General features: G+C 72.4%; 18 protein-coding genes. 13 read left to right on the forward strand and 5 right to left on the reverse strand.

The window, feature by feature from the left end; translation table 11 throughout:
- The first annotated feature begins 62 nt into the window (after positions 1 to 62).
- On the forward strand, positions 63 to 7,301 hold the full coding sequence (locus DVR05_RS02950; protein ID WP_116244244.1) for a type I polyketide synthase: 7,239 nt from the start codon (positions 63 to 65) through the stop codon (positions 7,299 to 7,301).
- Here the strand turns inward: DVR05_RS02950 and DVR05_RS02955 are convergent.
- Positions 7,268 to 8,308 carry an NAD(P)-dependent alcohol dehydrogenase gene (locus DVR05_RS02955; protein WP_116244245.1) on the reverse strand — a complete coding sequence of 347 codons (1,041 nt, stop codon included), beginning with the start codon at positions 8,306 to 8,308 and terminating at the stop codon, positions 7,268 to 7,270. The genes DVR05_RS02950 and DVR05_RS02955 overlap by 34 nt on opposite strands.
- A gap of 175 nt (positions 8,309 to 8,483) precedes the next feature.
- On the opposite strand from DVR05_RS02955, the gene DVR05_RS02960 reads away from it, so the two are divergent.
- Positions 8,484 to 9,446, forward strand: coding sequence for a helix-turn-helix domain-containing protein (locus tag DVR05_RS02960; protein WP_116244246.1), 963 nt, complete (start codon positions 8,484 to 8,486; stop codon positions 9,444 to 9,446).
- 21 nt (positions 9,447 to 9,467) lie between these two features.
- On the opposite strand, the gene DVR05_RS02965 is transcribed toward DVR05_RS02960, so the two are convergent.
- Both DVR05_RS02965 and DVR05_RS02970 read right to left on the reverse strand, forming a co-directional pair.
- Entirely contained in the window at positions 9,468 to 9,839 is a 372-nt protein-coding gene (locus tag DVR05_RS02965) for a cupin domain-containing protein (RefSeq protein WP_116244247.1), read from the reverse strand.
- A 96-nt stretch (positions 9,840 to 9,935) separates the two neighbouring features.
- Complete coding sequence (locus tag DVR05_RS02970; RefSeq protein WP_116244248.1) at positions 9,936 to 10,520, reverse strand: TetR/AcrR family transcriptional regulator; 585 nt, start codon at positions 10,518 to 10,520, stop codon at positions 9,936 to 9,938.
- Positions 10,521 to 10,739: 219 nt separating this feature from the next.
- Between DVR05_RS02970 and hrpA the strand changes: the two genes are divergently transcribed.
- The 9 genes from hrpA to DVR05_RS03015 all read left to right on the forward strand — a co-directional run bounded on the left by hrpA (position 10,740) and on the right by DVR05_RS03015 (position 21,462).
- A complete protein-coding gene (gene hrpA / locus DVR05_RS02975) occupies positions 10,740 to 14,687 on the forward strand; it encodes an ATP-dependent RNA helicase HrpA (RefSeq protein WP_116244249.1) in 3,948 nt (1,315 codons plus the stop codon).
- An 83-nt stretch (positions 14,688 to 14,770) separates the two neighbouring features.
- Positions 14,771 to 15,862 (forward strand): lactonase family protein, encoded by a 1,092-nt coding sequence (locus DVR05_RS02980; RefSeq protein WP_116244250.1) that lies wholly within the window; start codon positions 14,771 to 14,773, stop codon positions 15,860 to 15,862.
- A 113-nt stretch (positions 15,863 to 15,975) separates the two neighbouring features.
- Positions 15,976 to 17,247 (forward strand): choice-of-anchor A family protein, encoded by a 1,272-nt coding sequence (locus tag DVR05_RS02985; protein WP_198659017.1) that lies wholly within the window; start codon positions 15,976 to 15,978, stop codon positions 17,245 to 17,247.
- Positions 17,248 to 17,491: 244 nt separating this feature from the next.
- Positions 17,492 to 18,106 (forward strand): biotin transporter BioY, encoded by a 615-nt coding sequence (locus DVR05_RS02990; RefSeq protein ID WP_116244252.1) that lies wholly within the window; start codon positions 17,492 to 17,494, stop codon positions 18,104 to 18,106.
- Positions 18,106 to 18,807, forward strand: coding sequence for an energy-coupling factor ABC transporter ATP-binding protein (locus DVR05_RS02995; protein ID WP_116244253.1), 702 nt, complete (start codon positions 18,106 to 18,108; stop codon positions 18,805 to 18,807). The genes DVR05_RS02990 and DVR05_RS02995 overlap by 1 nt, the downstream gene beginning before the upstream one ends.
- On the forward strand, positions 18,804 to 19,418 hold the full coding sequence (locus DVR05_RS03000; RefSeq protein WP_116244254.1) for an energy-coupling factor transporter transmembrane protein EcfT: 615 nt from the start codon (positions 18,804 to 18,806) through the stop codon (positions 19,416 to 19,418). The genes DVR05_RS02995 and DVR05_RS03000 overlap by 4 nt, the downstream gene beginning before the upstream one ends.
- Positions 19,419 to 19,551: 133 nt before the next feature.
- A complete protein-coding gene (locus tag DVR05_RS03005) occupies positions 19,552 to 20,541 on the forward strand; it encodes a serine hydrolase (RefSeq protein ID WP_116244255.1) in 990 nt (329 codons plus the stop codon).
- Between the two features lie 247 nt (positions 20,542 to 20,788).
- The gene (locus DVR05_RS03010; protein ID WP_116244256.1) at positions 20,789 to 21,154 is read left to right on the forward strand and encodes a type II toxin-antitoxin system RelE/ParE family toxin; all 366 of its coding nucleotides are present in this window, start codon (positions 20,789 to 20,791) and stop codon (positions 21,152 to 21,154) included.
- Positions 21,154 to 21,462 (forward strand): helix-turn-helix domain-containing protein, encoded by a 309-nt coding sequence (locus DVR05_RS03015; protein ID WP_116244319.1) that lies wholly within the window; start codon positions 21,154 to 21,156, stop codon positions 21,460 to 21,462. Before DVR05_RS03010 ends, DVR05_RS03015 begins: the two co-directional genes overlap by 1 nt.
- Positions 21,463 to 21,636: 174 nt before the next feature.
- On the opposite strand, the gene DVR05_RS03020 is transcribed toward DVR05_RS03015, so the two are convergent.
- Positions 21,637 to 22,395, reverse strand: coding sequence for an SDR family NAD(P)-dependent oxidoreductase (locus tag DVR05_RS03020; RefSeq protein WP_116244257.1), 759 nt, complete (start codon positions 22,393 to 22,395; stop codon positions 21,637 to 21,639).
- A gap of 339 nt (positions 22,396 to 22,734) precedes the next feature.
- On the opposite strand from DVR05_RS03020, the gene DVR05_RS03025 reads away from it, so the two are divergent.
- Positions 22,735 to 23,232: an ATP-binding protein gene (locus DVR05_RS03025; protein ID WP_116244258.1), complete on the forward strand. Its 498-nt coding sequence runs from the start codon at positions 22,735 to 22,737 to the stop codon at positions 23,230 to 23,232.
- Between the two features lie 259 nt (positions 23,233 to 23,491).
- Positions 23,492 to 24,334, forward strand: coding sequence for a helix-turn-helix transcriptional regulator (locus DVR05_RS03030; protein WP_116244259.1), 843 nt, complete (start codon positions 23,492 to 23,494; stop codon positions 24,332 to 24,334).
- A 221-nt stretch (positions 24,335 to 24,555) separates the two neighbouring features.
- Here the strand turns inward: DVR05_RS03030 and DVR05_RS03035 are convergent, their stop codons facing one another.
- Entirely contained in the window at positions 24,556 to 24,789 is a 234-nt protein-coding gene (locus DVR05_RS03035) for a DUF397 domain-containing protein (protein ID WP_116244260.1), read from the reverse strand.
- Between the last annotated feature and the right edge of the window lie 6 nt (positions 24,790 to 24,795).

Raw genomic sequence — 24,795 nt, forward strand, 5'->3', positions numbered from 1 at the left:
CGCTCCCCGACCCGCGTCCGCCTCCCCCGGCCGCGGACGACACGAACGGTGAGGCCACGCCCATGTCCGATGACGCCAAGCTCCTCGACTACCTCAAACGGGTGACAGCCGACCTGCGCCGCGCCCGCGCCGAACTGGAGGACCTGCGTTCACGCGACCGCGAACCGGTCGCGATCGTGGGCATGGGCTGTCGGCTGCCGGGCGGCGTGGACTCCCCGGAGGCGCTGTGGCGTCTGCTGGAGGACCAGGTGGACGCGGTCGGTGAGCCGCCCGCCGACCGCGGGTGGGACCTGGACTCACTGACGGACCGGCTGGGAAGGACGCACTGGGGCGGCTTCCTGGACGACGTGGCCGGTTTCGACGCCGACTTCTTCGGGGTCTCGCCGCGTGAGGCCGCCGCGATGGACCCCCAGCAGCGCCTCATGCTGGAGGTGTCGTGGGAGGCGATCGAGCGCGCCGGGATCGACCCCGTCTCCCTCGCGGGCAGCCCCACCGGCGTGTTCACGGGGATCAGCACCAACGACTACGCGGCGGGCTCGGCGGCGGGTTCGCTCCCCGTCCCGGAGGAGGCCGAGGGGTACCTGCTGACGGGCACCGCCACGAGCGTCGCCTCCGGCCGGGTGGCCTACACCCTGGGGCTGGCGGGTCCGGCGCTGACGGTGGACACGGCGTGTTCGTCGTCGTCGGTGGCCGTGCACCTGGCCGTCGGCGCCCTGCGCCGGGGCGAGTGCTCCCTGGCGCTGGCGGGCGGAGCCACGGTCATGACCGGACCGGCGCTGTTCACGGAGCTGGCCAAGCAGGGCGGACTGGCGTCGGACGGCCGGTGCAGGGCGTTCGGCGCGGGCGCGGACGGCGCGGGGTTCTCCGAGGGCGCGGGCGTGGTGCTCCTGGAGCGGCTGTCCGACGCCCGCCGCAACGGACGCCGCGTCCTGGCGGTGATCCGCGGGACGGCGGTCAACTCCGACGGCGCCTCCAACGGGCTGACCGCGCCCAGCGGTCCGGCCCAGGTGCGGGTGGTGCGCGCGGCGCTGGCCGACGCCGGCCTGGCGCCGGGCGACATCGACGCCGTGGAGGCGCACGGAACCGGAACCGAGCTGGGCGACCCGATCGAGGCCCAGGCCCTGATGGACGTGTTCGGGCCGGGGCGGGGGGCCGGGACGGTGGGCGTCGGTTCACTGAAGTCGAACATCGGTCACACCCAGGCGGCCGCGGGCGTGGCGGGTCTGATGAAGATGGTGCTGGCGCTGCGGCACGGGATGCTGCCGCGGACCCTGCACGCCGAGGAGCCCACCCCGCACGTGGACTGGGAGTCGGGGCGGCTGCGGGTGCTGTCCGAGGCGAGGCGGTGGGAGCGGGGCGAGCGTCCCCGCCGGGCCGGGGTGTCCTCGTTCGGTATCAGCGGGACCAATGCGCACCTGATCGTGGAGGAGGCCCCCGCCGAGCCCCCGGCGCCGACGTTCGCGACCTCCGCGGCCCCCGCCCGGAGCGAGGAGCCCCGACCGCTGGTGGACGGGCCGGTGCCGTGGCTGCTGTCCGCGCGCACCGGGCCGGCCCTGGCGGAGCAGGCCGCGCGTCTGCGCGCCCGCCTGGCGGACGACACCGCCCCGGGCGCCGCCGAGGTCGCCCGGGCGCTCGCCACCACGCGGACCGCCTTCACCCGCCGGGCCGCGGTCGTCGGCGCCGACCGCGCGGAGCTCATGGACGGCTTGGCGGCGCTGGCCGACGGGCACCGCACCGAAGGCGTGGTCACGGGCACGGCCGCCGGGTCCGGCCGCCTGGCCGGACCCGTGTTCGTCTTCCCGGGACAGGGCGGACAGTGGCCGGCGATGGCGAGGGGGCTGCTGGCGTCGTCGCGGGTGTTCGCCGACACGGTGGCCGAGTGCGAGGCGGCACTGGCCCCGTTCACCGACTGGTCCCTGGGGGCGGTGCTGCGCGGCGAGCCCGGGGCCCCCGGGTTCGCGGGACCGGACGCCCGCGCGGACGTGGTGCAGCCGGTGCTGTGGGCGGTCACGGTGTCGCTGGCGCGGCTGTGGCGCGCCGCCGGGGTGGAACCCGCCGCCGTGGTGGGCCACTCCCAGGGGGAGATCGCCGCGGCGTGCGTGGCCGGCGCGCTGTCCCTGGAGGAGGGGGCCCGGGTCAGCGCGCTCCGCAGCCGGGTCTTCGAGGACCTGATCGGCCGCTGCCGTATGGCGGCGGTCAGGGTCGGCCCCGAACGCCTGGCGGAGCTCGTCGCGCCGTGGCGGGGCCGGGTCGCCGTGGGCGGGGTCAGCGGCCCCGAGTCGACGATCGTGTCGGGCGACGGGGCGGCGGTCGCGGAGTTCGTCGCCGCCTGCGAACGCGACGGTGTGCGGGTGCGGCCCTTCGACTTCGACTACGGCTCGCACTCGTTCCCCATCGACCGGGTCAGGGACCGGCTGCTGTCGGACCTGGCCGGGATCCGGCCGCGTGCGGGCGACGTCCCCTTCTACTCCACGGTCTCGACCACCCCCGAGTGGTCGCCGGAGTCCGCGCCGCCGCTCACCCCCCTGGACGGTGCCGGGCTCGACGCGCACTACTGGTACCGGAACCTGCGCCACCCCGTGCTGCTCGCCCCGGTGATCGCCGGGCTCGCCCGCCGGCACGGTGCGTTCGTCGAGGTCGGTCCGCACCAGGTGCTGTCACCCGCGATGGCCGAGACCCTGGAGGCCGCCGGCGCGGACCGGCCGGTCATCGGCACGCTGCGGCGGGACGAGGACGGGCCCACACGGTTCGTGACGGCCCTCGCCGAGGCCCACTGCCAGGGGGTCGGCGTCGACTGGGAACGGGTGACCGCGGACCCCGGTCGGGCGCCCGTGGAGCTGCCCACCTACCCGTTCCAGCGCCGTCGTCACTGGCTGTCGGATCCCCGGCCCTCCGGTGACCCCGCGGCCCTGGGCGTGCGGGACGCCGGGCACCCCCTCCTGGGCGCGCGGATCCCCCTCGCCGAGACCGGGCAGACGATGTTCACCGGTCTGCTCGACACCGGTCGGCACCCGTGGCTCGCCGACCACGTGTTCGGCGACCGGCCCCTGCTGCCCGGTACCGCCGTGGTGGAACTCCTGCTCCACGCGGGACGCGAGTGCGCCTGCCCCGAGATCGCCGACCTCACACTGCGGGCGCCGGTGGAGCTGCCCTCCGACGACGCCGAGGGAGGGCTCCGCATCCAGGTCGTGGTCGACCCCCCGGGTGACGGCGGGACCCGCGGCGTGCGCGTGCTGTCACTCCCCCCCGACGGCCACGACTGGATCCTGCACGCCGAGGGAGAGCTCGTCCCGGAGAGCGGAGAGCGACCGCCCGCCGCCGGGGCGCCCCGAGCGGACGCCGTGCCGCTGCCCGTGACGGGCGCCTACGAGCGGTTCGCCGCGCACGGCTACGGCTACGGGCCGGCCTTCCGGAACCTGCGCGCCGCGTGGGAGGACGACACCGGCGTGGGAGGTGAGGCCGTACTCGACACCCCGCCGGGCGACGCCCCCGACATGGTGGGCCCCCACCCCGCGCTGACCGACGCCGGACTGCACGCCCTGTTGCTGCACCACCTCGAAGGAAACGGGGAGCGGCGGTCCCCGATGCCGTTCGCCTGGCACGGGGTCCGCCTCCACGCGGCCGACACCGTCCCACGGCTGCGTACCAGGGCCACCAGGACCGGCCCCGACACGTGGTCGGTCGCCTACACGACCCCCGACGGCACACCGGTCCTGTCGATCGACCGCCTGACCGTGCGCGAGGCCCCGGCCGCCGCCGAGCCGCCCGCCCTCTTCCACCAGGACTGGACGGCACTGGCGGACCCCGGCGACGGTGCTCGCGCGCTCCGCCCCCACACCTGGGTGGCCGTCGGCGCCCAGGGGCCGGAGGGCGTGGCACACCACCCCGACCCGGCCGCTCTGCGGCAGGCGCTCGACGCGGGCGCTCCCGTGCCGGAACTGATCGTGGTGCCCGCCGGAGGAGGCACCGGCCCCGTCCCCGACCGGGTCCGCGCCGAACTGCTCCGCGTCCTGGACCTGGTCCAACCCTGGCTGGACGACGAACGCCTCGGCGCGACCAGGATCGCCGTCGCCACCGACGGCGCGGTGCGGCTCCCGCACGACTCCGCCGGAGCCGAGCCGGCCGACCTGGCCGGGGCCGCCGTGTGGGGACTCCTGGCGTCGGCCGAGACCGAGAACCCCGGCCGCTTCCTCCTCCTGGACACCGACCGGCTCGACACCGCCGTCGTCGCGGCCGCCGCCGCGACCGGGGAACCGCGTGTGGCCGTCCGCGAGGGCCGCCTGTACGCCCCCCGCCTGGCCGAGGCCCGCGCCGACCGCGACGGCATCCACCCGCCGCGGCGCCGCACCGACTGGCGGCTGGACGCGCGCGTCCCGGGACGGGTCGACGGGCTCGCCCCCGTCCCCGACCCCGACCAGCGCCGCTCCCTGGAACCGGACGAGATCCGCGTCGCGGTCCGCGCCGCCGGGATCAACTTCCGCGACGTCCTGATCACCGTGGGCACGTACCCCGAACCCGGGAGCATCGGGAACGAGGGCGCCGGCGTCGTCCTGGAGGTCGGCCCGGGCGTGACCGACCTCGTCCCGGGCGACCGGGTGATGGGCCTCTTCCCCGGCGCGTTCGGCCCGGTCGCCGTCGCCCGCCGCGACCTCGTGGCTCCGGTGCCACCGGGGTGGGACGACGCCTCGGCCGCCGCCGTGCCCGCCGCCTACCTGACCGCCTACCTCGCCCTGGTGGAGGACGCCGGGCTCAGGGCCGGTGAGACGGTGCTCGTCCACTCGGCCGCCGGAGGCGTGGGCCAGGCGGCCGTGCACCTGGCCCGACACCTGGGCGCCAGGGTCCTGGCGACAGCGAGCCCCGAGAAGTGGAAGGTGCTGCGGGAGCAGGGGATCGAGGAGGACCACCTCGCGCACTCGCGCCGACTCGACTTCGAGGACCGCTTCCGCGCGTCGGCCCCGCCCGTGGACGTCGTCCTCAACTCCCTCACCGGTGCGGCGGTCGACGCGTCGCTGCGGCTGACGGCGCCCGGCGGCCGCTTCGTGGAGCTGGGCCGCAGCGAACTCCGCGACCCCGCGCGCGTCGCGGCCGACCACGACGGTGTCCGCTACCTCCCGTTCACCCTGAGGCTGACGGACTCCGCCCGCGTCCGGCGCGCCTTCGCCGCCCTCGCACCCCTGCTGGAGAAGGGGGAGTTGCCCGGCGTACGGGTCACCCGATACCCCGTCGAACGGGCGGTCGACGCCTTCCGCCACATGCAGCGGGGACACAACGTCGGCAAACTCGTCCTGGACATGTCCACACGGCTGCGGCCCGGCGGCACGGTCCTGGTCACCGGCGGGACCGGCACCCTCGGCGCCCACGTCGCCCGCCACCTGGTCGTCCGGCACGGTGTCACCCGCCTGCTGCTGGTCGGGCGCCGCGGCGCCGACGCCCCCGGCACGGCCCGACTCGTGGCCGGACTCGGCGCTCTGGGCGCCCACGTGACCGTCGCCGCCTGCGACGTCGCCGACCCCGCGCAGGTGCGGGCCCTCCTGGACACGGTGCCCGACGACCACCCGCTCGTCGGTGTGGTCCACGCCGCGGGTGTGGTCGACGACGCCACCGCCGCCCGGCTCGACCCCCCGACCCTGGAGCGGGTCCTGCGGCCCAAGGTCGACGGGGCGTGGAACCTGCATCTGGCCACCGCCGATCTCGACCTGGACGCCTTCGTGCTGTTCTCCTCGGCCGCCGGGGTGTTCGGCGCGGCCGGCCAGGCGGGATACGCGGCGGCCAACTCCTTCCTGGACGCCCTCGCCCACCACCGCCGTTCCCTGGGGCTGCCCGCGCAGTCCCTGGCCTGGGGGTGGTGGGCTGACCAGAGCGAGTCCACCGCCCACCTCGGCGACGTCGACACCGCCCGGATGGTCCGGACCTGGGGGGTGGAGGCCATCGGCGCCGACGAGGGCCTGGCGCTCATGGACGCCGCCGCGGACACCGGAGACGCCCACCTGTTGCCCGTACCGATGGACCTGGCCGGGCTGCGCGCGCGTGCGACCTCTGCCGAGGACGTCCCGCCGCTGCTGCGCGACCTCGTCCGGGTCCGGGACTCGGGCCGCTCCGCCCCCGGACCGGACGCGGCCGCCCGGCTGAGGGACAGCGCCCCCGGAACCGAGCGCCGCGCACTGCTGGCGGATCTCATCGGGGAGCGCGCCGCCGAGATCCTCGGCCACCCCGCGGGCCACCGGGTGGCGGCCGACCAGGACTTCCTGGAGGCGGGTTTCGACTCCCTCACCGCCGTCGAACTCCGCAACCACCTGCGCGAGGCCACCGGACTGCGGCTGCCCGCCGCCGTGGTGTTCGCGCACCGGACCCCGGAGTCGCTGGCCGCCCACGTGGACGCGGAGATGGGCGTCGGGACACCGGACACGCCGACCGGGTCGACGCCGCCGGACACCCCGGCCGGGGCGACCGGAACCGCCGACAGCGACGGCGCCGCCGACGGTCTGGTCGGGCGCTTCCGGGCCGCCTGCCGGGACGGGCGGCCGGAGGAGGCGGTCGCGCTGGTCCGCGCCCAGGCGCGCGACCGGTCGGTGCTCACCGGCGACGACCCCTGGCCGGTCGGGCCCGTGCCGCTCGCCACCGGCCCCGCGCACCCGGTCCTGGTCTGCCTGCCGTCCCTCGTCATGACCTCGGGCGCGCAGGAGTTCGCCCGGTTCGCGGCCCGGTCCCGCGGACACCGCCGGGTCCTGGTCCTCCCGGCGCCCGGGTTCGTGGCGGGCGAGCGCCTGCCCGCCGACCGCGCGGTCCTGGCCGCCGGCCAGGCCGACGCCGCGCTCCGGGCAGCGGACGGAGCACCGTTCGTCCTGGTGGGGCGTTCGTCGGGCGGGTGGGCGGCACACGCGGTCGCCGGGGAACTGCACCGTCGCGGCCGTCCGCCCCAGGGGCTCGTGCTGCTCGACACACCCCTGCCGGACGAGCCGGGCGTGCTGCCGATCGTCACCGAGTCGGTGACCGCGCGGGCCGGTGAGTTCGAACTCCTGGACACGACGCGGTTGACCGCGATGGGCGGCTACCTCGACCTGTTCGCCGACTGGCGTCCCGACCCCCTGCCGGTCCCGACCGTCCAGATCCGCCCGCGCCATCCGGTCCGCACCGCGTCGGGCGCGGAACTCGGGGTCGGGTGGCGGTGGCCGGTGGAGCACACCAGCGTCGAGGTCCCCGGCGACCACCTCACCATGTTGGAGGAGCACGCCGGGACCACGGCGGAGGCGGTCGAGGACGCGGTCGGTCAGATCGTGGCGGTGTCGATGACGAACCGGTAGCGCACGTCGCTGTCGACCACGCGCCGCCACGCCTCGTTGACCTCCTCGGCGCGGATCACCTCGATCTCCGCGCCGAGGCCGTGCTCGGCGCAGAAGTCCAGCATCTCCTGGGTCTGTGGGATGCCGCCGATCATCGACCCCACCAGGCTGCGACCGCCCGTCAACAGGGAGAAGAGGTTCAACGAGATCGGGTCGTCCGGGGCGCCGACGTTGGCCAGCACGCCCCCCGGCCGCAGCAGGCCGAGGTACCGGTCGAAGTCGAGCGCCACCGACACCGTCGACAGGATCAGGTCGAAGGTCGCGGCCAGGGAGTCGAAGGTCGCCGGGTCGCTGGTCGCGTGGTAGTGGTCGGCGCCCATGCGCAGGCCGTCGTCGCGCTTGCGCAGGGACTGGCTGAGCACGGTGACCTCGGCGCCCATGGCGTGCGCCAGCTTCACCCCCATGTGGCCCAGGCCGCCCAAGCCCAGGACGGCGACCCTCGAACCGGGGCCGACCCCGAAGCGCCGCAGTGGCGAGTAGGAGGTGATGCCCGCGCACAGCAGGGGGGTGGCCCGGTCCAGGGGCAGGGAGTCGGGGACGCGCAGCACGTACCTCTCGTCCACCACGATGCCGGTGGAGTAGCCGCCGTAGGTGGGCTCCCCCCGCCGGTCGAGGCCGTTGTAGGTCACGGTCATGCCCTCGGCGCAGTACTGCTCCAGCCCCTTCTCGCAGTAGGCGCACTCGCGGCAGGAGTCGACGAAGCAGCCGACCCCCACGCGGTCGCCGACCCGGTACCGGGTCACCGCCGAGCCGACCTCGGCGACCACGCCCGTGATCTCGTGGCCGGGGACCATGGGGAAGATCGACTCTCCCCACCCCTCGTTGGCCTGGTGGATGTCGGAGTGGCAGATGCCGGCGTACCTGATGTCGATCCGGACGTCGGACTCGCCGACGGGACGCCGCTCGATCGTGGTGCGCTCCAACGGTGCCTTGGCGGCGGGTGCGGCGTAGGCGGCGACAGTGGTCATCGAAGGGATTCTCCTCGGGTTCGTCCTCGCGTCCGCCGCTCCCTGACGGGCGGACGCGAGGACGAGTGTGCCGAACGGGCCGGGGCGCACCCAGCCCCCCGCCCGACGTAAGACGGGCGTGCCTACCACCACTGGGAACAGCCTCAGGGACGGGAGGTCGGGAATACTGGCGGGTATGGACGAGCAACCAGACGGGGGGAGCACGGCCCCCCGCGAGGACACCGCCCCCCAATCCGAGACCGACCCCCTCCCGGAGGCCGACCCGCCGCTCGACCGGCGCGCCGAGCTCAGCGAGTTCCTGCGCTCCCGACGCGCACGCCTGAAACCCGAGGACGTCGGCCTGCCCGACGTCGGCCGCTACCGGCGTGTGCCGGGGCTGCGCCGGGAGGAACTGGCCCAGCTCGCCGGGGTCTCCGTCGCCTACTACACCCGTCTGGAGCAGGGCCGGGGGCAGGGCGTGTCCTCGGAGGTGCTCGACGCGATCGCGCGGACCCTCCGGTTGACGGCCGCCGAACACGCCCACCTGACCCACCTGGCCCAGCCGAAGCGGCACAGGAGGAAGCCCGCCGCGCGTACGCAGCAGGTGCGCTCCTCCCTGCGGCAGTTGCTGGACAGCCTGACCGGGGTGCCCGCGTACGTGATCGGTCGCCGCCTGGACATCCTCGCCTGGAACCGGATGGCGACGGCGCTGTTCGGGGACTGGGGCGCGCTGCCGCCACGGGAGCGCAACTGGGCACGCCTGGTGTTCCTGCGCCCGGACTACCGCGAGGTGTTCGCGGAGTGGGAGACCAAGGCCTCCGACACGGTCAGTCAGCTGCGCATGGACGCCGGGTACCACGTGGACGACGCCCAGTTGGCGGCCCTGGTCGGTGAGCTGTCGATGAAGAGCGACGTGTTCCGGCGACTGTGGGCGGCGCACGACGTGAAGGACCGCGGACACGGGGTCAAGCGGATCCGGCACCCGGTGGCGGGGGAGCTGACGCTGTCCTTCGAGACGTTCGCCCTGCCGCACGACCCCCACCAGTTCCTGGTGACCTACCACGCCGAACCCGGATCACCGTCGGAGGAGGCCCTGAGGCTGGTCGGCAGCTGGGGCGCGGACCCGTCCTACCTGGACACGCCGGCGCCTCCGTCGTGAGGGGCGGCGCGCGCCGGGGCCTCAGTCCCCCGGGAGGCTGATGTGGTAGGTCTTGCGGAGCGTCTCGTGGACGGTCCAGGTGGTGCGGTCGCCCTCGCGCAGGACGCAGGCGTCGCCGGGGCCGACCTCCAGGGTGGGGCCGCCGTCCACCTCGATGGTGGCGCGTCCGCTCACCACCACGAAGAGCTCGTCGGCCTCGGTGTCGGTGACCACGCCCGGCGTGATCTGCCACAGTCCGCGGATCTGGGTCCCGTCGGCGGACTCCCACAGCACCCTGCCGGTCACCACGGGGTCTCCGGAGACGATCTGTTCGGGGTCGAGCGGCTCCGGCTCCAGGTCGGCGTCGGCGATGTGGAGGGAGAAGGGGGCACTGGCCTGGTCGTTCGTCGTCATGGCAGGAAACCCTAGCCCGACGGTCGCCGCCCGGAGGAGGACATGGTGTCAACGATCCGCCACGGTGTGGGACACCCCGTCAACGCCCGGCCGGGATCAGCCGGCGGCTGCGCCCAGCAGGTCGAGCAGGTCGTCGACGAGGTCGTCCGGTCCCGCCCGTCCCCCGCCGCCTGGGAGCAGATGTCCGGCCAGGTGCAGGTCGACCGCCCCGTGCACCACGGCCAGCAGGAGCGCGGTGCGCCGTTCCGGGTCGCCGCCGGGGACGACGCCGTCGCGCTGGCACTGGGCGACCACGGCCGTCAGCGCGGCCCGGGCCCGACCGGCCGCGCGGTCGAGGTCCTCCCGGGGACGGGGCCGGGAGCCGAAGACCAGCCGGAACCGCGTCGGGTGCTCCAGGGCCCAGGCGGTGTAGGAGCGCAGCACGGTCCGCAGGGCGTCCTGGGAGCTGAGGGACTGGCGGGCGGCGCCGTCGACGATCTCGCCCAGCCGTTCGAGCTCGCGGACGGCCACGGCGGCGAGCAGCGCCTCCCTGTCGGCGAAGTGCTCGTGGGGTGCCGTGTGGGACACCCCGGCCAGCCGTCCGACCTCCCGCAGCGTGACCGCGTCGATCCCGCCCGAGTCCAGCAGGGCGCTGGCCGAGGCCACCAGGGCGGCGCGCGTGTCCTTGGGCTCCTTGGGCATGCTCCATCCTGGCACAGGGCGGAGGGGGACGGCCGCTGCCAGGGGCCGGGCCGACCGGGTGGGACTCCCCCCCGCGGACAGACGGGGTCCCGGAACAATCGGGGAGGGTCCGGTGTTCGCTCCAACGGTCCTCCCGACCCCGCCCGCCCGCGCCGCGCACCGCCTCGGGGCCGAGCCGGGTGAAAAACCGATTGCCCGCCCTCATAACCTTGATGACTGATGAGCACCACCACGCCCGCGCCCGGCGCGGACACACTGCGATCCCGGCTGCGCGACCTCATGCCGACGGACCGGCACCGGATCCGCCGCCGTATCGACGGCCTGGCCAAGATCCGCGACGAGCGGCGCCGCGCCTCCGTGACCGAGCAGATCGGCCGGGACATCGACGAGGCCGCCCTGCGCGTGGACCTGCGCCGCGAGGCCGTGCCCGAGCTGACCTACCCCGAGTCCCTCCCGGTCAGCGCCCGTCGCGAGGACATCGCCGAGGCCATCCGCGACCACCAGGTCGTCATCGTCGCCGGTGAGACCGGTTCCGGCAAGACCACGCAGCTGCCCAAGATCTGCCTGGAGCTGGGCCGCGGCGTCATGGGCACCATCGGCCACACCCAGCCCCGCCGTCTGGCCGCCCGCACGGTCGCCGAGCGCATCGCCGACGAGGTCGGCACCCCGCTCGGCGAGACCGTCGGCTACAAGGTGCGCTTCACCGACTCCTCCAGCGACAGCACGCTGGTCAAGCTGATGACCGACGGCATCCTGCTCGCCGAGATCCAGCACGACCGCATGCTGCGCGCCTACGACACGCTCATCATCGACGAGGCCCACGAACGCAGCCTCAACATCGACTTCCTCCTCGGCTACCTCAAGCAGCTGCTGCCCAAGCGCCCCGACCTCAAGGTCGTCATCACCTCGGCGACCATCGACCCCGAACGCTTCTCCCGCCACTTCGACGACGCTCCCATCGTCGAGGTCTCCGGCCGCACCTACCCGGTCGAGGTCCGCTACCGGCCCATCTCCGACGAGATCCTCGACCCCGAGGAGCGCAACCCCGGCGGCGGCACCGACCGCGACCAGACCCAGGCGATCCTCGACGCCGTCGACGAGCTGGGCCGCGAGGCCCCCGGCGACGTCCTCGTCTTCCTCAGCGGTGAACGCGAGATCCGCGACACCGCAGAGGCCCTGGAGAGGAAGAAACTCCCGAACACCGAGATCCTCCCGCTCTACGCCCGCCTGTCCGTGGCCGAGCAGAAACGCGTGTGGACCTCCCACCGCGGCCGCCGCATCGTGCTGGCCACCAACGTCGCCGAGACCTCGCTGACCGTCCCCGGCATCAAGTACGTCATCGACCCCGGCACGGCGCGTATCTCCCGCTACAGCCACCGCACCAAGGTGCAGCGCCTGCCGATCGAGGCGATCTCCCAGGCCTCGGCCAACCAGCGCAAGGGCCGCTGCGGCCGCGTGTCCGAGGGCATCTGCATCCGGCTGTACTCGGAGGAGGACTTCCTCTCCCGCCCCGAGTACACCGACCCCGAGATCCTGCGCACCAACCTCGCCTCGGTCATCCTCCAGATGGCCTCCCTCGGGCTGGGCGACGTGGCCGCCTTCCCGTTCGTGGACGGCCCCGACCACCGCCAGATCAAGGACGGCGTCAACCTCCTCACCGAACTCGGCGCGCTCCATCCGGACCCCTCCGGCAAGAAGCGGCGCCTGACCCCGATGGGCCGCCGCCTGGCCCAGCTGCCGATCGACCCCCGGCTGGGCCGCATGGTGCTGGAGGCCCAGGAGCGCGACTGCCTGGCCGAGGTGCTGGTCATCACCTCCGCGCTGTCCATCCAGGACCCGCGTGAGCGCCCCACCGACAGGCAGCAGCAGGCCCAGGCCGCGCACGCCAGGTTCGCCGACAAGGAGTCGGATTTCCTGGCCTTCCTCAACCTCTGGAACCACCTGCGCGACCGCCAGCGCGAGCTGTCGGGCAACCAGTTCCGCAAGCTGTGCCGCGAGGAGTTCCTCAACTACCTGCGTGTCCGCGAGTGGCAGGACATCCACGGCCAGCTCAAGCAGGTGCTGCGGTCCATGGGCGTGGAGGTGCCGCGCCTGCGCGAGGAGGCCGTCGACACCCGTTCCGTGCACATGTCCCTGCTGGCCGGACTGCTGTCGCACGTCGGCCTCAAGGACCCCGACAAACACGAGTACCTGGGCGGGCGCGGCGCGCGGTTCGCGATCTTCCCCGGTTCGTCGCTGTTCAAGAAGCAGCCGCGCTTCGTCATGGCCGCCGAGCTGGTGGAGACCTCCAAGCTCTGGGGCCGCATGGTGGGCAGGATCGAACCGGAGTGGGCCGAGGAGCTCGCCGGGGACATCGTCAAGCGCAACTACAGCGAACCGCACTGGGAGCGCAAGCGCGGCGCGGTCATGGCCTTCGAGCGCGTCACCCTCTACGGCGTGCCGATCGTCGTGCAGCGCAAGGTGCAGTACGGGCGGATCGACCCGGTGCTCTCCCGCGAGCTGTTCATCCGGCGTGCGCTGGTCGAGGGCGACTGGGACACCCGACACCACTTCTTCCACGACAACCGCAGGCTCCTGGAGGAGGTCGAGGACCTCGAACACCGGGCCCGTCGCCGCGACATCGTCGTCGACGACGAGACGCTGTTCGCCTTCTACGACCGCCGTATCCCCGAGCACGTCGTCTCGGCCGCGCACTTCGACTCCTGGTGGAAGAAGGAGCGCCGGACCAACCCCACCCTGCTCGACTTCACCCGCGACGAGCTGATCAACGACGGCGCGGGCGAGGTCAGCGAGGACGACTACCCCGACGTGTGGCGCCAGGGGCCCTTCACCTTCCCGCTCACCTACCAGTTCGAGCCGGGCAGCGCCGCCGACGGCGTCACCGCGCACATCCCGCTCAAGGTGCTCAACCAGGTCGAGGCCGAGGGGTTCGACTGGCAGATCCCCGGCCTGCGCGACGAGCTGGTCACCGCGCTGATCCGTTCGCTGCCCAAGCCGCTGCGCCGCAACTTCGTCCCGGTCCCGGACCACGCCGCCCGGGCCCTCGCCGGGCTCGTCCCCTACCAGGGCTCCCTCGTGGACGCGCTGGCCGACGAGCTGACCCGGATGGCGGGGGAGAAGGTGCCCGCGAGCGCCTTCCAGCTGGACCGGGTGCCCGACCACCTGCGCATCACCTTCCGCGCGGTGGACGGCAGGAACCGTTCCCTGGCCGAGGACAAGGACCTGGAGCGACTCCGCGCCAAGCTCAAGCCCAGACTCCGGGAGGCGATCTCGGCCGAGGCCAAGGGCGTGGAGAGGAAGGGCGTCACCTCCTGGGACTTCGGCCCGCTGGAGCGGACCCTGGAACGCAAGGCGCTCGGCCCCAAGGTCAAGGGGTACCCGGCCCTGGTGGACGAGGGCGACAGCGTGGCGGTGCGGATCTTCGACACCCAGCCCGAGCAGCGCGCCGCCATGTGGGCGGGCACACGCAGACTCCTCCTGCTCACCGTCCCCTCCCCGGCGCTCGTGGTGAGCAAGGGACTGAACAACCCGGACAAGCTCGCCCTCGCCGACAACCCGCACGGGTCGGTCAAGAAGCTCATGGCCGACTGCGAGTCCGCCGCCGTCGACCACCTGCTGGCCCGCGAGGGCGGTCCGGTGTGGAACGCCGAGGACTTCGCCAAGCTCGCCGACCGGGTCCGGGCCGACCTGGCCGACGTCCTGGCCGAGCTGCTCGGCAGGGTGGCCCGCGTCCTCGTGCTGTGGCGCAAGGTGTCCAAGAAGGTCAAGGGCACCACGTCCCTGGCCGTGCTGCCGTCCCTCAACGACGTGCAGGGTCAGGTGGGCGACCTGGTCTGCGAGGGCTTCGTCACCCGGACCGGCCTGTCCCGTATGGACGATCTGCACCGGTACCTGCGCGGTGTGGAGTACCGGCTGAACAAGCTGCCGGAGAACCCGCGCCGCGACCAGGTGAACATGGCCAAGGTCGAGCAGATGCGCCAGGCCGTGCACAGGGCGGTCGGGACGCTCCCGGCCGGGCGCGCCGCCGACGCGGACGTGGTCGAACTGCGGTGGATGCTGGAGGAGTACCGGATCAGCCTGTTCGCGCAGGAGCTGCGGACCGCCTACCCGGTGTCGGACAAGCGCATCATGAAGGCCCTGGAGGCGGTCAAGACGGCGCGGGGCTGACGGGCACCCTCACTGAAAACATCCCTTCCAGTACTCGATAGCATGCGCCCGACGGATCGACGCGCGGGAAACGAGGTTGCTCGGTGGACAAGCGGTGGCGTCTCCTCCTCGTGGGTACCTACACCCCCGACTCCGATCCGCCCGGCAAGGGTGAGGGCGTCCACCGGGTCTGGTTCGACCCGGTCACGGGCGAGCTGATCGACGGCGGGGTGGCCGCGCGCACGCCCGGCCCCTCCTTCCTGGCGCTCAACACCCGTCACGAGGCCGCCGAGGGGTACGCGGTCTACGCGGTCAACGAGCGCGCCCAGGGTACGGTCACCGCCTTCCGGGTGTCGGGCGAGGCCACGCTCGCCGAGACGGGCTCCGTGCCCTCGGGTGGCGGGTCGCCGTGCCACGTGCTCGCGCGGGGCTCGGAACTCGCGGTGAGCAACTACGCCGACGGCGTCGTGGTCCTCCACGACCTGTCGCCGGACGGCTCGCTCGGGAAGCGCACGGCGCGGTTCGCGCACCGTGGCGGCGGCCCGGTCGCCGACCGCCAGGAGGGGCCGCACGCGCACAGCGCGGCACGGGTGGGCGATCACGTGCTGGTGGCCGACCTCGGTACCGACGAGCTGCGCGTGTACTCGCGGGAGGGTGCCGCCGGGGCCGTCGGGATGCCGCCGGGTACCGGCCCCCGGCACATGGCGGCTGACCCTTCGGGCACCCACGTCTACGTGTCCGGCGAGCTGGACTCGCGGGTGCACGTCGTGCGGTGGGACCCGACCACGGGCACGGGTGAGCACGTCGGGTCGGTCCCCGCCACCGCCGAGGAGTCCGCCGGGACCAACTTCCCGGCCGAGATCGCTGTGCACGGCGATCGCGTGTACGTGTCCAACCGGGGCGCGGACGTGCTGTCCACCTTCGCCGTCCGTGGCGGGGGCGCCCGTGTGGAGCACCTGGCCGACACGCCGGTGGGCGCGTGGCCGCGCCACTTCACCGTCGTGCGCGGCCACCACGGCGATCCCGACCACATCGTGGCCGCCGCCCAGAACGGGGACGAGCTCATGTCGCTGCGGGTGGATCCCCGGACCGGGATCCCCGGGGACACGGGTCGCCGCCTGGCGGTTCCCGACCCGGTCTGCGTGCTCCCCGTTCCGATCAAGCGCGTCCGGCGGGCCGAAGGCCAGGACGTGTAGCGGCTTTCGCGGGTGTCCTCCTCCGGTGAACCGGGGCCGCCTCTGGGGCGGTTCCGTGGCTCGGCCTCCGTGGCGTTCCGTGGGGTATGCGGCTTTTTCGCTACTATGTGTACATGCTTAAACACGAAAAGCGATCAAGGCGGTTGTCCACCCGCCGTTCCCTGGTCACCGCCGCGTCGCTGGTGCTGGCTGCGGGCGCCATCTCGGCGGCGCCGGGCTTCCAGGGCTGGTGGCCCGCGTCCCACGCCGTCGGCGCCGTCACGGTCAACCCCGTCGCGCCCGCACGCGGCTTCAACGCCATATCCGAGGGCGACACCTACCTGTCCGGCACCGAGTCCGAGGGGCCGATCGCGGTCGGCGGCGACCTGTCGTTCGGATCGCAGTACAGGGTGCGCATCCACGAGGAGGGGACCGTCCAGGGCGCGGGGGAGACGAACCCGGTGGCGCTGCTGGTGCGCGGCGGACTGGACTTCGCCGCCAGCGGGCCCACCGCCGAACTCAGCGTCCCCACGAGCGGCTACGTCAAGATCGGCTCGCTGGACAACGCCGAGGTGCACACCACCGACCCCAACGGAGCCCAGGTCAACACCCGGATCACCCCGGAGGGGACCGGTTACGACGGCACGCCGCGGGTCCAGCTGAGCACCCAGCAGCCTGCGGCCTCGGTCGGCGCCGACACCGGCCTCATCGACTTCGACCAGGCCTTCGCCGATTTCCGTTCCTATTCCTCGGGACTCTCCGCGTGCGTCACCACGGTCCGCCTGACCGACGCCAACGGTGACGTCGAGTACGCCCCGAACGACATCCCGTCCGGCGCCGACGTGCACGTCCACCTCACGCCGGGAGAGCAGAACGTCCTCAACATCACCGGGGAGACCTTCAACTCCCTGGCCCAGCTCACCTTCGACGACCCGCCGACCGCGGACACACCGCTGATCATCAACGTCGACACCTCGGGTACGGGTGGCGTCTTCACCTGGGAGGGGCCGACCCCGGCCGGAGCGAGCGGGGCGACCGCTCCCTACACGCTGTGGAACTTCAGCGGGGCCACGGCGGTCACGATCCCCCAGGGCGTCGACACCGTCGAGGGCACCGTCTACGCCCCGGACGCCGACGTCGCACACTACTCGGCCGCCAACATCGAGGGCACCGTGGTCGCCGCGACCTTCACCCAGGACCTGGGGGGCTCCCCTGCGGCCATGCGTCTGCTGGAACTGCACTACCACCCGTTCGACACCGAGGTGACCACCTGCGACGCGGTCGGTGGACCCACGCCGACGCCGTCCCCGACGGAGTCGCCGAGCCCGGAGCCGAGTCCCACCCCGTCGCCGAGTCCGGAACCGTCACCGACGCCCTCGCCGACGTATCCCTACTACCGTCGGTGACGATCGCCCTCCTGTGCCCCCGACCGGGCGGCACAGGACGGGCGCCGGTCGCTCCGGCGGGTTCCGCCGAAGCCGGGGGTGTCGCCGTCCGCTCAGCCTCTCACCAAGAGTGACGCGCGTCTCAGTCGGACCCCCACAAGGCCGGGGCACACGCTTCTGTGCGCCCCGGCCTACACCAGCGAACTGGGCATATCGGACAATGGTGGTGATCCATGACCGACGACCTCCCCGAGGGGAACCCCGCATGTCCACCCCCACGACCACACACGTCCGCTACAAGGGTCTGACCGCCCGCGACCTGTCGCTCATCGCCGTCTTCGCCGCCCTCATCGCGGCCCTGAGCGTCTCCGTGGCCATCCCCATCCCCTTCTCCCCCGTGCCGATCACCCTCCAGACCCTCGGCATCATGCTCACCCCCACCCTCCTGGGCTGGAAGCGCGGCACCCTCGCCGTCGCCGCCTTCCTCGCCCTCGGTCTGGCCGGGCTCCCGCTCTTCGCGGGCGGTCGCGGCGGTCTGGCCGTCCTGGCCGGCCCCTCCGCCGGGTTCATCGTCAGCTGGACCCTCGCCGCCCTCGTCATCGGCGTCCTCACCGACCTCATGATCCGCGGAGGGAAGTACTCCTTCTGGAAGGGCCTGGGGATCAACCTGGTCGGCGGCATCCTGGTCATCTACGCGATCGGCGTGCCGTGGATGGCCCTCGCCCTCGGCGACGGCGTCCTGGCCGCCGGGTACTCGATGCTCGCCTACCTGCCCGGCGACGCGGTCAAGGCGGTGGTCACCGCGCTCATCGCCACCGCGGTCTACCGCGCCTACCCGATCCCGCCCGCCGGGCGCCCGGTGCTCGAAGAGGTCGCCTGATGCTCCGACTGGAGGGGGTGTCCCACTCCTACGCCGGCCGCGCGGTGCTGCGCGACGTCACCCTCGATCTCGCCGAGTACCGCATCGGCGTGATCGGGGCCAACGGGTCCGGCAAGTCCACGCTCGCCCGCACCCTCAACGGCCTCGTCGTCCCGGACACGGGCACGGTGTCCCTGGGGGAGTGGAACACCCGCCGGCACGCCCAGCAGATCCGCCGCCAGGTGGGGTTCGTCTTCTCGGACGCGGCCAACCAGATCATCATGCCGACGGTCGCCGAGGACGTGGCGATCGGGCTGAGCTTCGGATGGATGAAGGCCGAGGAGATCGCGCGCCGGGTCGACGCGATCCTGGAGCGGTTCGGCCTGGACGGGCACCGCGACCATCCCGGGCACCTGCTCTCGGGCGGCCAGAAGCAGCTCCTGGCCCTGGCCTCGGTCCTGGTCACCGAACCCGCCGTGCTGGTCTGCGACGAGCCCACCACCCTGCTCGACCTGCGCAACACCCGGATGGTGCGCCGCGTCCTGGACTCCGTCGTCCAGCAGGTCATCCTGTTCACCCACGACCTGGACCTGATCGCCGACTACGAGCGCGTGCTCGTCATCGACGAGGGCCGCGTGGTCTTCGACGGCGTGCCGGGAGAGGCGGTGCCCTTCTACACCGACCTGATGGAGCGGACGGAACGGGAGGGGACCGACCGGTGATCGGCCTGTACGTGCCGGGGTCGGGGCCGCTGCACCGGGTTCCGGCCGGGCCCAAGCTGCTGGCCCTGCTGGTCGTCGGCGCCGCCCTGATCGTGGCGGCCCACCACTGGCTGGCGGTCGGTGTGCTGGTCGGCGCACTGGTGCTCTACCCGGTGGTCGGCCTGTCCCCGCGCCACGCCCTGGCGGCGCTGCGCGTGCTGTGGCCGTTCCTGCTGGCGATCGGGGTGTCCCAGACGCTGTTCGGGGACTGGCAGACGGCTCTGCGGCTCTGCGCCCAGCTGGCCGCCCTCGTCCTGCTCGCCAACGCCGTCACCCTCACCACGCGGGTCCGCGAGATGCTCGATCTCTTCACGCGCCTGGCGCGTCCACTGGCCCGGGTGGGCGTCAACCCCGACCGCGTCGCCCTGGTCCTGGCGCTGACCATCCGCTCCGTGCCGATGGTCCAGGCGGCGTGGCGGTCCGCCCAGGAGAGCTACCGGGCCCGGAACCTGTCCGGCCGTCCCCACCTGCTCGTGGTGCCGATGATCGTCCAGCTGCTCAGGATGGCCGACGCGACCGGCGAGGCGCTCGTGGCACGCGGCATCGACGAGGAGACGCGCCGCCAGGGGTGACCGGGAGCCGCACGTTCCGAAACGTGGCCGTGTCCGGTCATACCGATTCAATATCGGCTAAGTCCGGTGTCCACCTGTGGGTAGATAATGGGCAAAACAGCCTATTCCTCCCAGTCAATGGACCGGTGATAGCGTGCCCCGGTGCCCTCCAGCCGACTCGCGCACCTGGCCGTACGCGCTCGCCGCGGTCACGGTGGCCGTGGCCCTCGCCCTGTCGGGTTCGGGTTCCGCCGCGCGTGGGGACCCCGCTCCGGCCCACCTCGGCGCCGTGGTCACCGAGGACATCGGGCCCCTCTCGGCGCCGGCACCGCGGGACGCCCCGCAACCCGTGGCGGGGAGCGCCGTGCTCACCCCCGAACGACGCGAGGAGCTCTCCGAACGGGTCGCGGCGATCATCGAGGAACACGGTGTGCGGTGCGCCATCGCCGTGCAGGACCTGCGTACGGGAACCACCTTCAGCCACGCCGCGCACGAACGGTTCCCCACGGCCAGCACCGTCAAGCTGACCATCCTCACCATGCTGCTCCTCCGCGCCGACGAGCGGGGGACCGGGTTGACCGCCTCCGAGTACGCCCGGGCGGAGCGGATGATCCGCTACAGCGACAACGGGGTCACCGACGGCCTCTACGCGCGCCTCGGCTTCACCGAGGGCTTCGAGGAAGGGGCCCGAACGCTCGGCTTCACGGAGACCGAACCGCACCCGCGCGGCGTGTGGGGAGCCACCCGCACCACCGCCTCCGACCAGATCCGCCTGCTGCGCGCCCTGTACACGGACACGAGCCCGCTCGCCGAGGAGGACCGCGCGTACGTGCGCGGTCTCATGGAGTCCGTCGCCCCCGAACAGGCGTGGGGGATCAGCGCCGCGGCCGGACCAGGCGACACGGTGGGGCTCAAGAACGGCTGGGTCCCGCGTCAGAGCAACGGCGGGCTGTGGAACATCAACAGCGTCGGCTACGTGGCGGGACCCGACCGCGAGTACCTCATCGCGGTGCTCTCCGATGATCATCCCGGCTACGTCGGCGGGGTCGACCTGGTCGAGGAGCTGGTGTCCGTGGTGATCGGGGAGATCGAGTCCCCCGGGGGCCGGACGGCACCCGGGGGGGTGGGGGCGACCCTCAGGTGAGGCGCCTGCGGGCCGACGTCAGTCGAGCGGCCCGCCGCTGGTGCACTGTTCGCTGACCTGGATGTGTCGCGGCCGAACACGGTTACAGCGCCTATGCTTCAGCCCTCGACGGAACTGCGGGGGCTTACCGCCGCCCTCGGGTACCGCTGACCTGCCCCCGACGGATCCAGGGATTCTGCGAGGAGAGTGTGACCGCGGGTGATCGGACGCTAGTGTTGGCGCAGTTCTGACACGGCGGGAGCCCAGGGTGCGTGAACTGCACGACTTCGAGATAGAGCCAGAGGTACGTGACTGGCTTGACAGTCTGAGCGACAGTGACTTCAAGCGCGTGGACGAGGTGGCCGGAATGCTGGCCGAGCGGGGGCCCGGACTGGGTGGTCCCTGGTCAGACCATCTGGAGGGACCGGTATGGGAGCTGCGCCTTCGATTGCGAGGAGTGGCCGCCCGTGTAACGTACTGGTGCAGGCCGGACGGCAGGATCGTGCTGCTCACAGTCTTTCGCAAAACGAAACAGCATGATCAACGGCAGATCGACAGAGCTGTCCGGGCGCAGAAGACCTGCGCTGACGAGCATGACGGGCCGGTCGTTGAGAGCTACGAGAGGCGGGTGTGATGACTGGTTACCACACGCGTTGGGTGCGTCCGGATCCTTGGCCCGAAGACCCGGAGCGGATCGCGATCCGGGAGGCCCTTGCCTTCGGCAAGGCACTGTATGACCGGCGGACGACTCTGGGACTCTCCGTCGAGGAACTGGCTGACAGGGCGGCCATGACCGTCGACGAAGTCGAGTGCATCGAGGAGGGCGGTACCGCTCCGACCGTTGCCCTGCTGCGCCGACTCGCGGCAGCGCTCAACGCGGATGTCAGGCTGAGGGCCGGACACGACATCGACTCGGTCTGGTTCGAGCCGCACGCGGCCTGACACATTCGGGACAAGCCAGGGAAGTGGGAGGGATACTGAACCCCTCCCACTCGGCTTTCAAGCCGCACGGCCCGCCGCTGACGCACTATGTGCTAACCGAACGGCTGTACTCTCCTCATGAGAGCGGCCCGCCGGTTGTGCACTATGTACTAACCTGGCGGCTCCCTGGTTAGGTCATCCTAGAGGGCCGCCCGCGACATAGATGACCTGGCCGGACACGAAACCGGCCGCCTCACCGGTGAGGAAGGCGATCGTGTTGGCGATGTCGTCCGGCTCGCCCACCCGGCGCACCGGGATCTCGGCGGCCTTGAACTCCTTCATCGCGTCGTAGTCGACGCCGACGCGTTCGGCCGTGGCCCGGGTCATGTCGGTCTCGACGAACCCGGGCGCCACCGCGTTGCAGGTGACGCCGAACTTGCCCAGTTCGATCGCGAGGGTCTTGGTGAAACCCTGGAGACCGGCCTTGGCCGCGGAGTAGTTGGCCTGGCCGCGGTTGCCCTGCGCGGAGGAGCTGGACAGGTTGACGATCCGGCCCCACTTGTGCTCGGTCATGTGCGCCTGGGCGGCCCGGCTCATGAGGAACGCGCCCCGCAGGTGCACGTTCATCACGGTGTCCCAGTCCTCCACCGACATCTTGAACAGCAGGTTGTCACGCAGGACACCGGCGTTGTTCACCAGGATCTGCGGCGGTCCCAGCCGCTCGGCGACGGTGTCGACCGCGGCGGCCACCTGGTCGGCGTCGGACACGTCGCAGCCCACCGCGAGCGCCCGGCCGCCCTCGGCGGCGATGCGGTCCACGACCTGCTGGGCGTCGGACTCCTTCAGGTCCAGCACGGCCACGGACCGGCCCTCACGCGCCAGCCGCTCGGCGGTGGCCGCGCCGATGCCTCGGGCGGCGCCGGTCACGATGGCCACACGGGATGTTGGGGACATGTGTTACCTCCAAGGTTCACGAGGTGGGCGCGAGGGAATCCTATCTCCATCCCTACCGGTCGGTAGGTGGCCGGGGTACGTGAACGGGGTTGCGCGGAAGCCCCTGACATGCGCCGGAATCCTCACCGGGGATTGGTGTCCCCGTTTCCCTGCACATTGTCAGGGCTTGGCCTACGATTGCCTCCAAGGCCAGGGTGCACGTGCATTCGAACCGTGCAGCGGCACGCGCCGAACGGAGTGGGTGCCGTTCCCCGAGCGCGGGGAGAGGGTTTCACGACGATATCCGTAAGCGCCGGGTGAACGGGTTCGGGGCACACGCACCGGGGAGGAGTGGAAGGCATGGAATGCGCGGAGGCGGTGGCGGAACCGGCCGGCGGCTGGTGGTTCAGGGTCCTGAAGCACGGTTCCAGCCGGTGGAACACGCCGGTGTGCGGTGACCGGCACGACGCCGTCACGTGGGGCTTCGAGCCCCGGCCGTACGCCGTGGGCGCCGCGCGCGAGATATCCGAGGCCCTTCTCCGTGAATGGGAGATGGGGTACTTGTCCGACGATGTCTCGGTCGTTGTTTCCGAATTGGTGACCAATGCGGTCCGGCACGGCGGTCCTCTGCCGGTGTCGCGGCCGGGCGAGGGCGGTATTCAGCTCTCTCTCATGCGCAGCGGACGCGAATTCATCTGCGCGGTCCGCGACGGCGGGGAACGGTGGCCGAGGAGAAGGCATCCGGACCTGACCCTCGAAGGAGGGCGGGGGCTTGCACTCGTCAGTGCTTTCGCGCGAGAGTGGGGAGTGATTCCGACACCCCCCAGCGGAAAGTTCGTTTGGGCGCAATTCGTCTGACGCGCCGACCGGTGCCGGTGGGCGGCCACCCCGCCGCCGTCCGTGGCCGCGACCGGTCGAGGGGCGGTCGGACACGGGCCCCGACCGGATGTGGCTCCGTGCGTACGGACACTGTGGCTATATCGTGTACCTGTAGTGTCCTGCCCGCACGGCAAAGGACCACCACCGGTCGGGATACCCTTGTTCGGGGAATGACAGAGAGGCGGCGAACGTGGATATCGCTCGATTGCGCAAGGGGAGTGGCCCCACCGTGCGTCGCATGCTCCTCGGGCACGAGCTACGGCAGTACCGCGAACAGCGCGGTATCAGCCGTGAGGACGCGGGGAACCGGATTCGCGCCTCCGCGTCCAAGATCAGTCGGATGGAACTCGGCCGGGTCGGTTTCAAGCTCCGTGATATCGAGGACCTCCTCAAGATGTACGGGGTCACCGACCGTAAGGTCATCAAGCAATTCCTCGAAGTGGCCCGCGAATCCAACAAGCCGGGCTGGTGGAAGGAGTACGGCGACTCCCTGCACAAGTGGTTCGTCCGCTACGTGGGTTTCGAGGAGGCCGCCGACCACATCCGGATCTACGAGTCCCAGTTCGTGCCGGGTCTGCTCCAGACAGAGGAGTACGCGCGCGAGATCATCTCCGGTGGCGTGGAGACCGACATGGTCACCGAGCAGCGGATCGAGGCCAGGCTGCGCAGACAGCAGCGGCTCGACCGCGACAAGGACATGCGCATGTGGGTCATCCTCGACGAGGCCGCGGTCCGTCGGCCGATCGGGGGCAAGCCGCGCGGACGGGAGATCATGCGCGGCCAGCTCCGCCGGCTGATCGAGTTCTGCAAGGACTACGACAACATCACCCTCCAGATCGTCCCCTTCGAGGTCGGCGCGCACGCCGCCGAGGCGGGATCGTTCACCCTGCTCCGCTACTCCGACTTCGAACTCGCGGACCTGCTCTACCTGGAGCAGCTGACCGACGGGGAGATCGTCGACCGTCGGAACGTGGTGGAGGCCTACACCAAGGCGATGACCAGGCTGAGTGTCGCGGCGGCCACCCCGGACGAGACGCTGGAGATGCTTGAGGAGATGCTGGCCGACCTGGAGAGGGACTGATCGCCAGCCGTGTGTCGACGGGGGCGGTGCCCGCACCCCGGGACCGCCGCGAGACCGTGTGGCCCCACCGGATCCCGGGGGCTCCACCGCCGCGGTGGAGCCCCCGGGTGTCGCGGCCGCCCGACCGGGGTGAGAGAGCCCCGGTGCCGCCGCTCGGGAGGGACGGGCGTCCGGAGTCGGAGCCTTGCGAGGCGCGCCGTCGGATCGCTTCGTCCTCGGGGTCAGCTCAGCAGGTTGTCGAAGTCACCGTCCTTGGCGCCCAGGATCATGCAGTCGATCTCCTCCTGGGTGTAGACCAGTGCGGGACCCGCGGGGAAACGGGAGTTGCGCACGGCGATCGACCCGTCGCCCAGTCGTGCCATCTCCACGCAGGCGCCCTGGGAATTGCTGCGCTTCGCCTTCTGCCACGCCACACCGGTGAGCTCGGTCGCGGAGATGCCATTGTGTGCGGTCATGCTGTG

Source organism: Nocardiopsis sp. FIRDI 009 (assembly GCF_003386285.1).
In the GTDB taxonomy this organism is placed as follows: Bacteria; Actinomycetota; Actinomycetes; order Streptosporangiales; family Streptosporangiaceae; genus Nocardiopsis.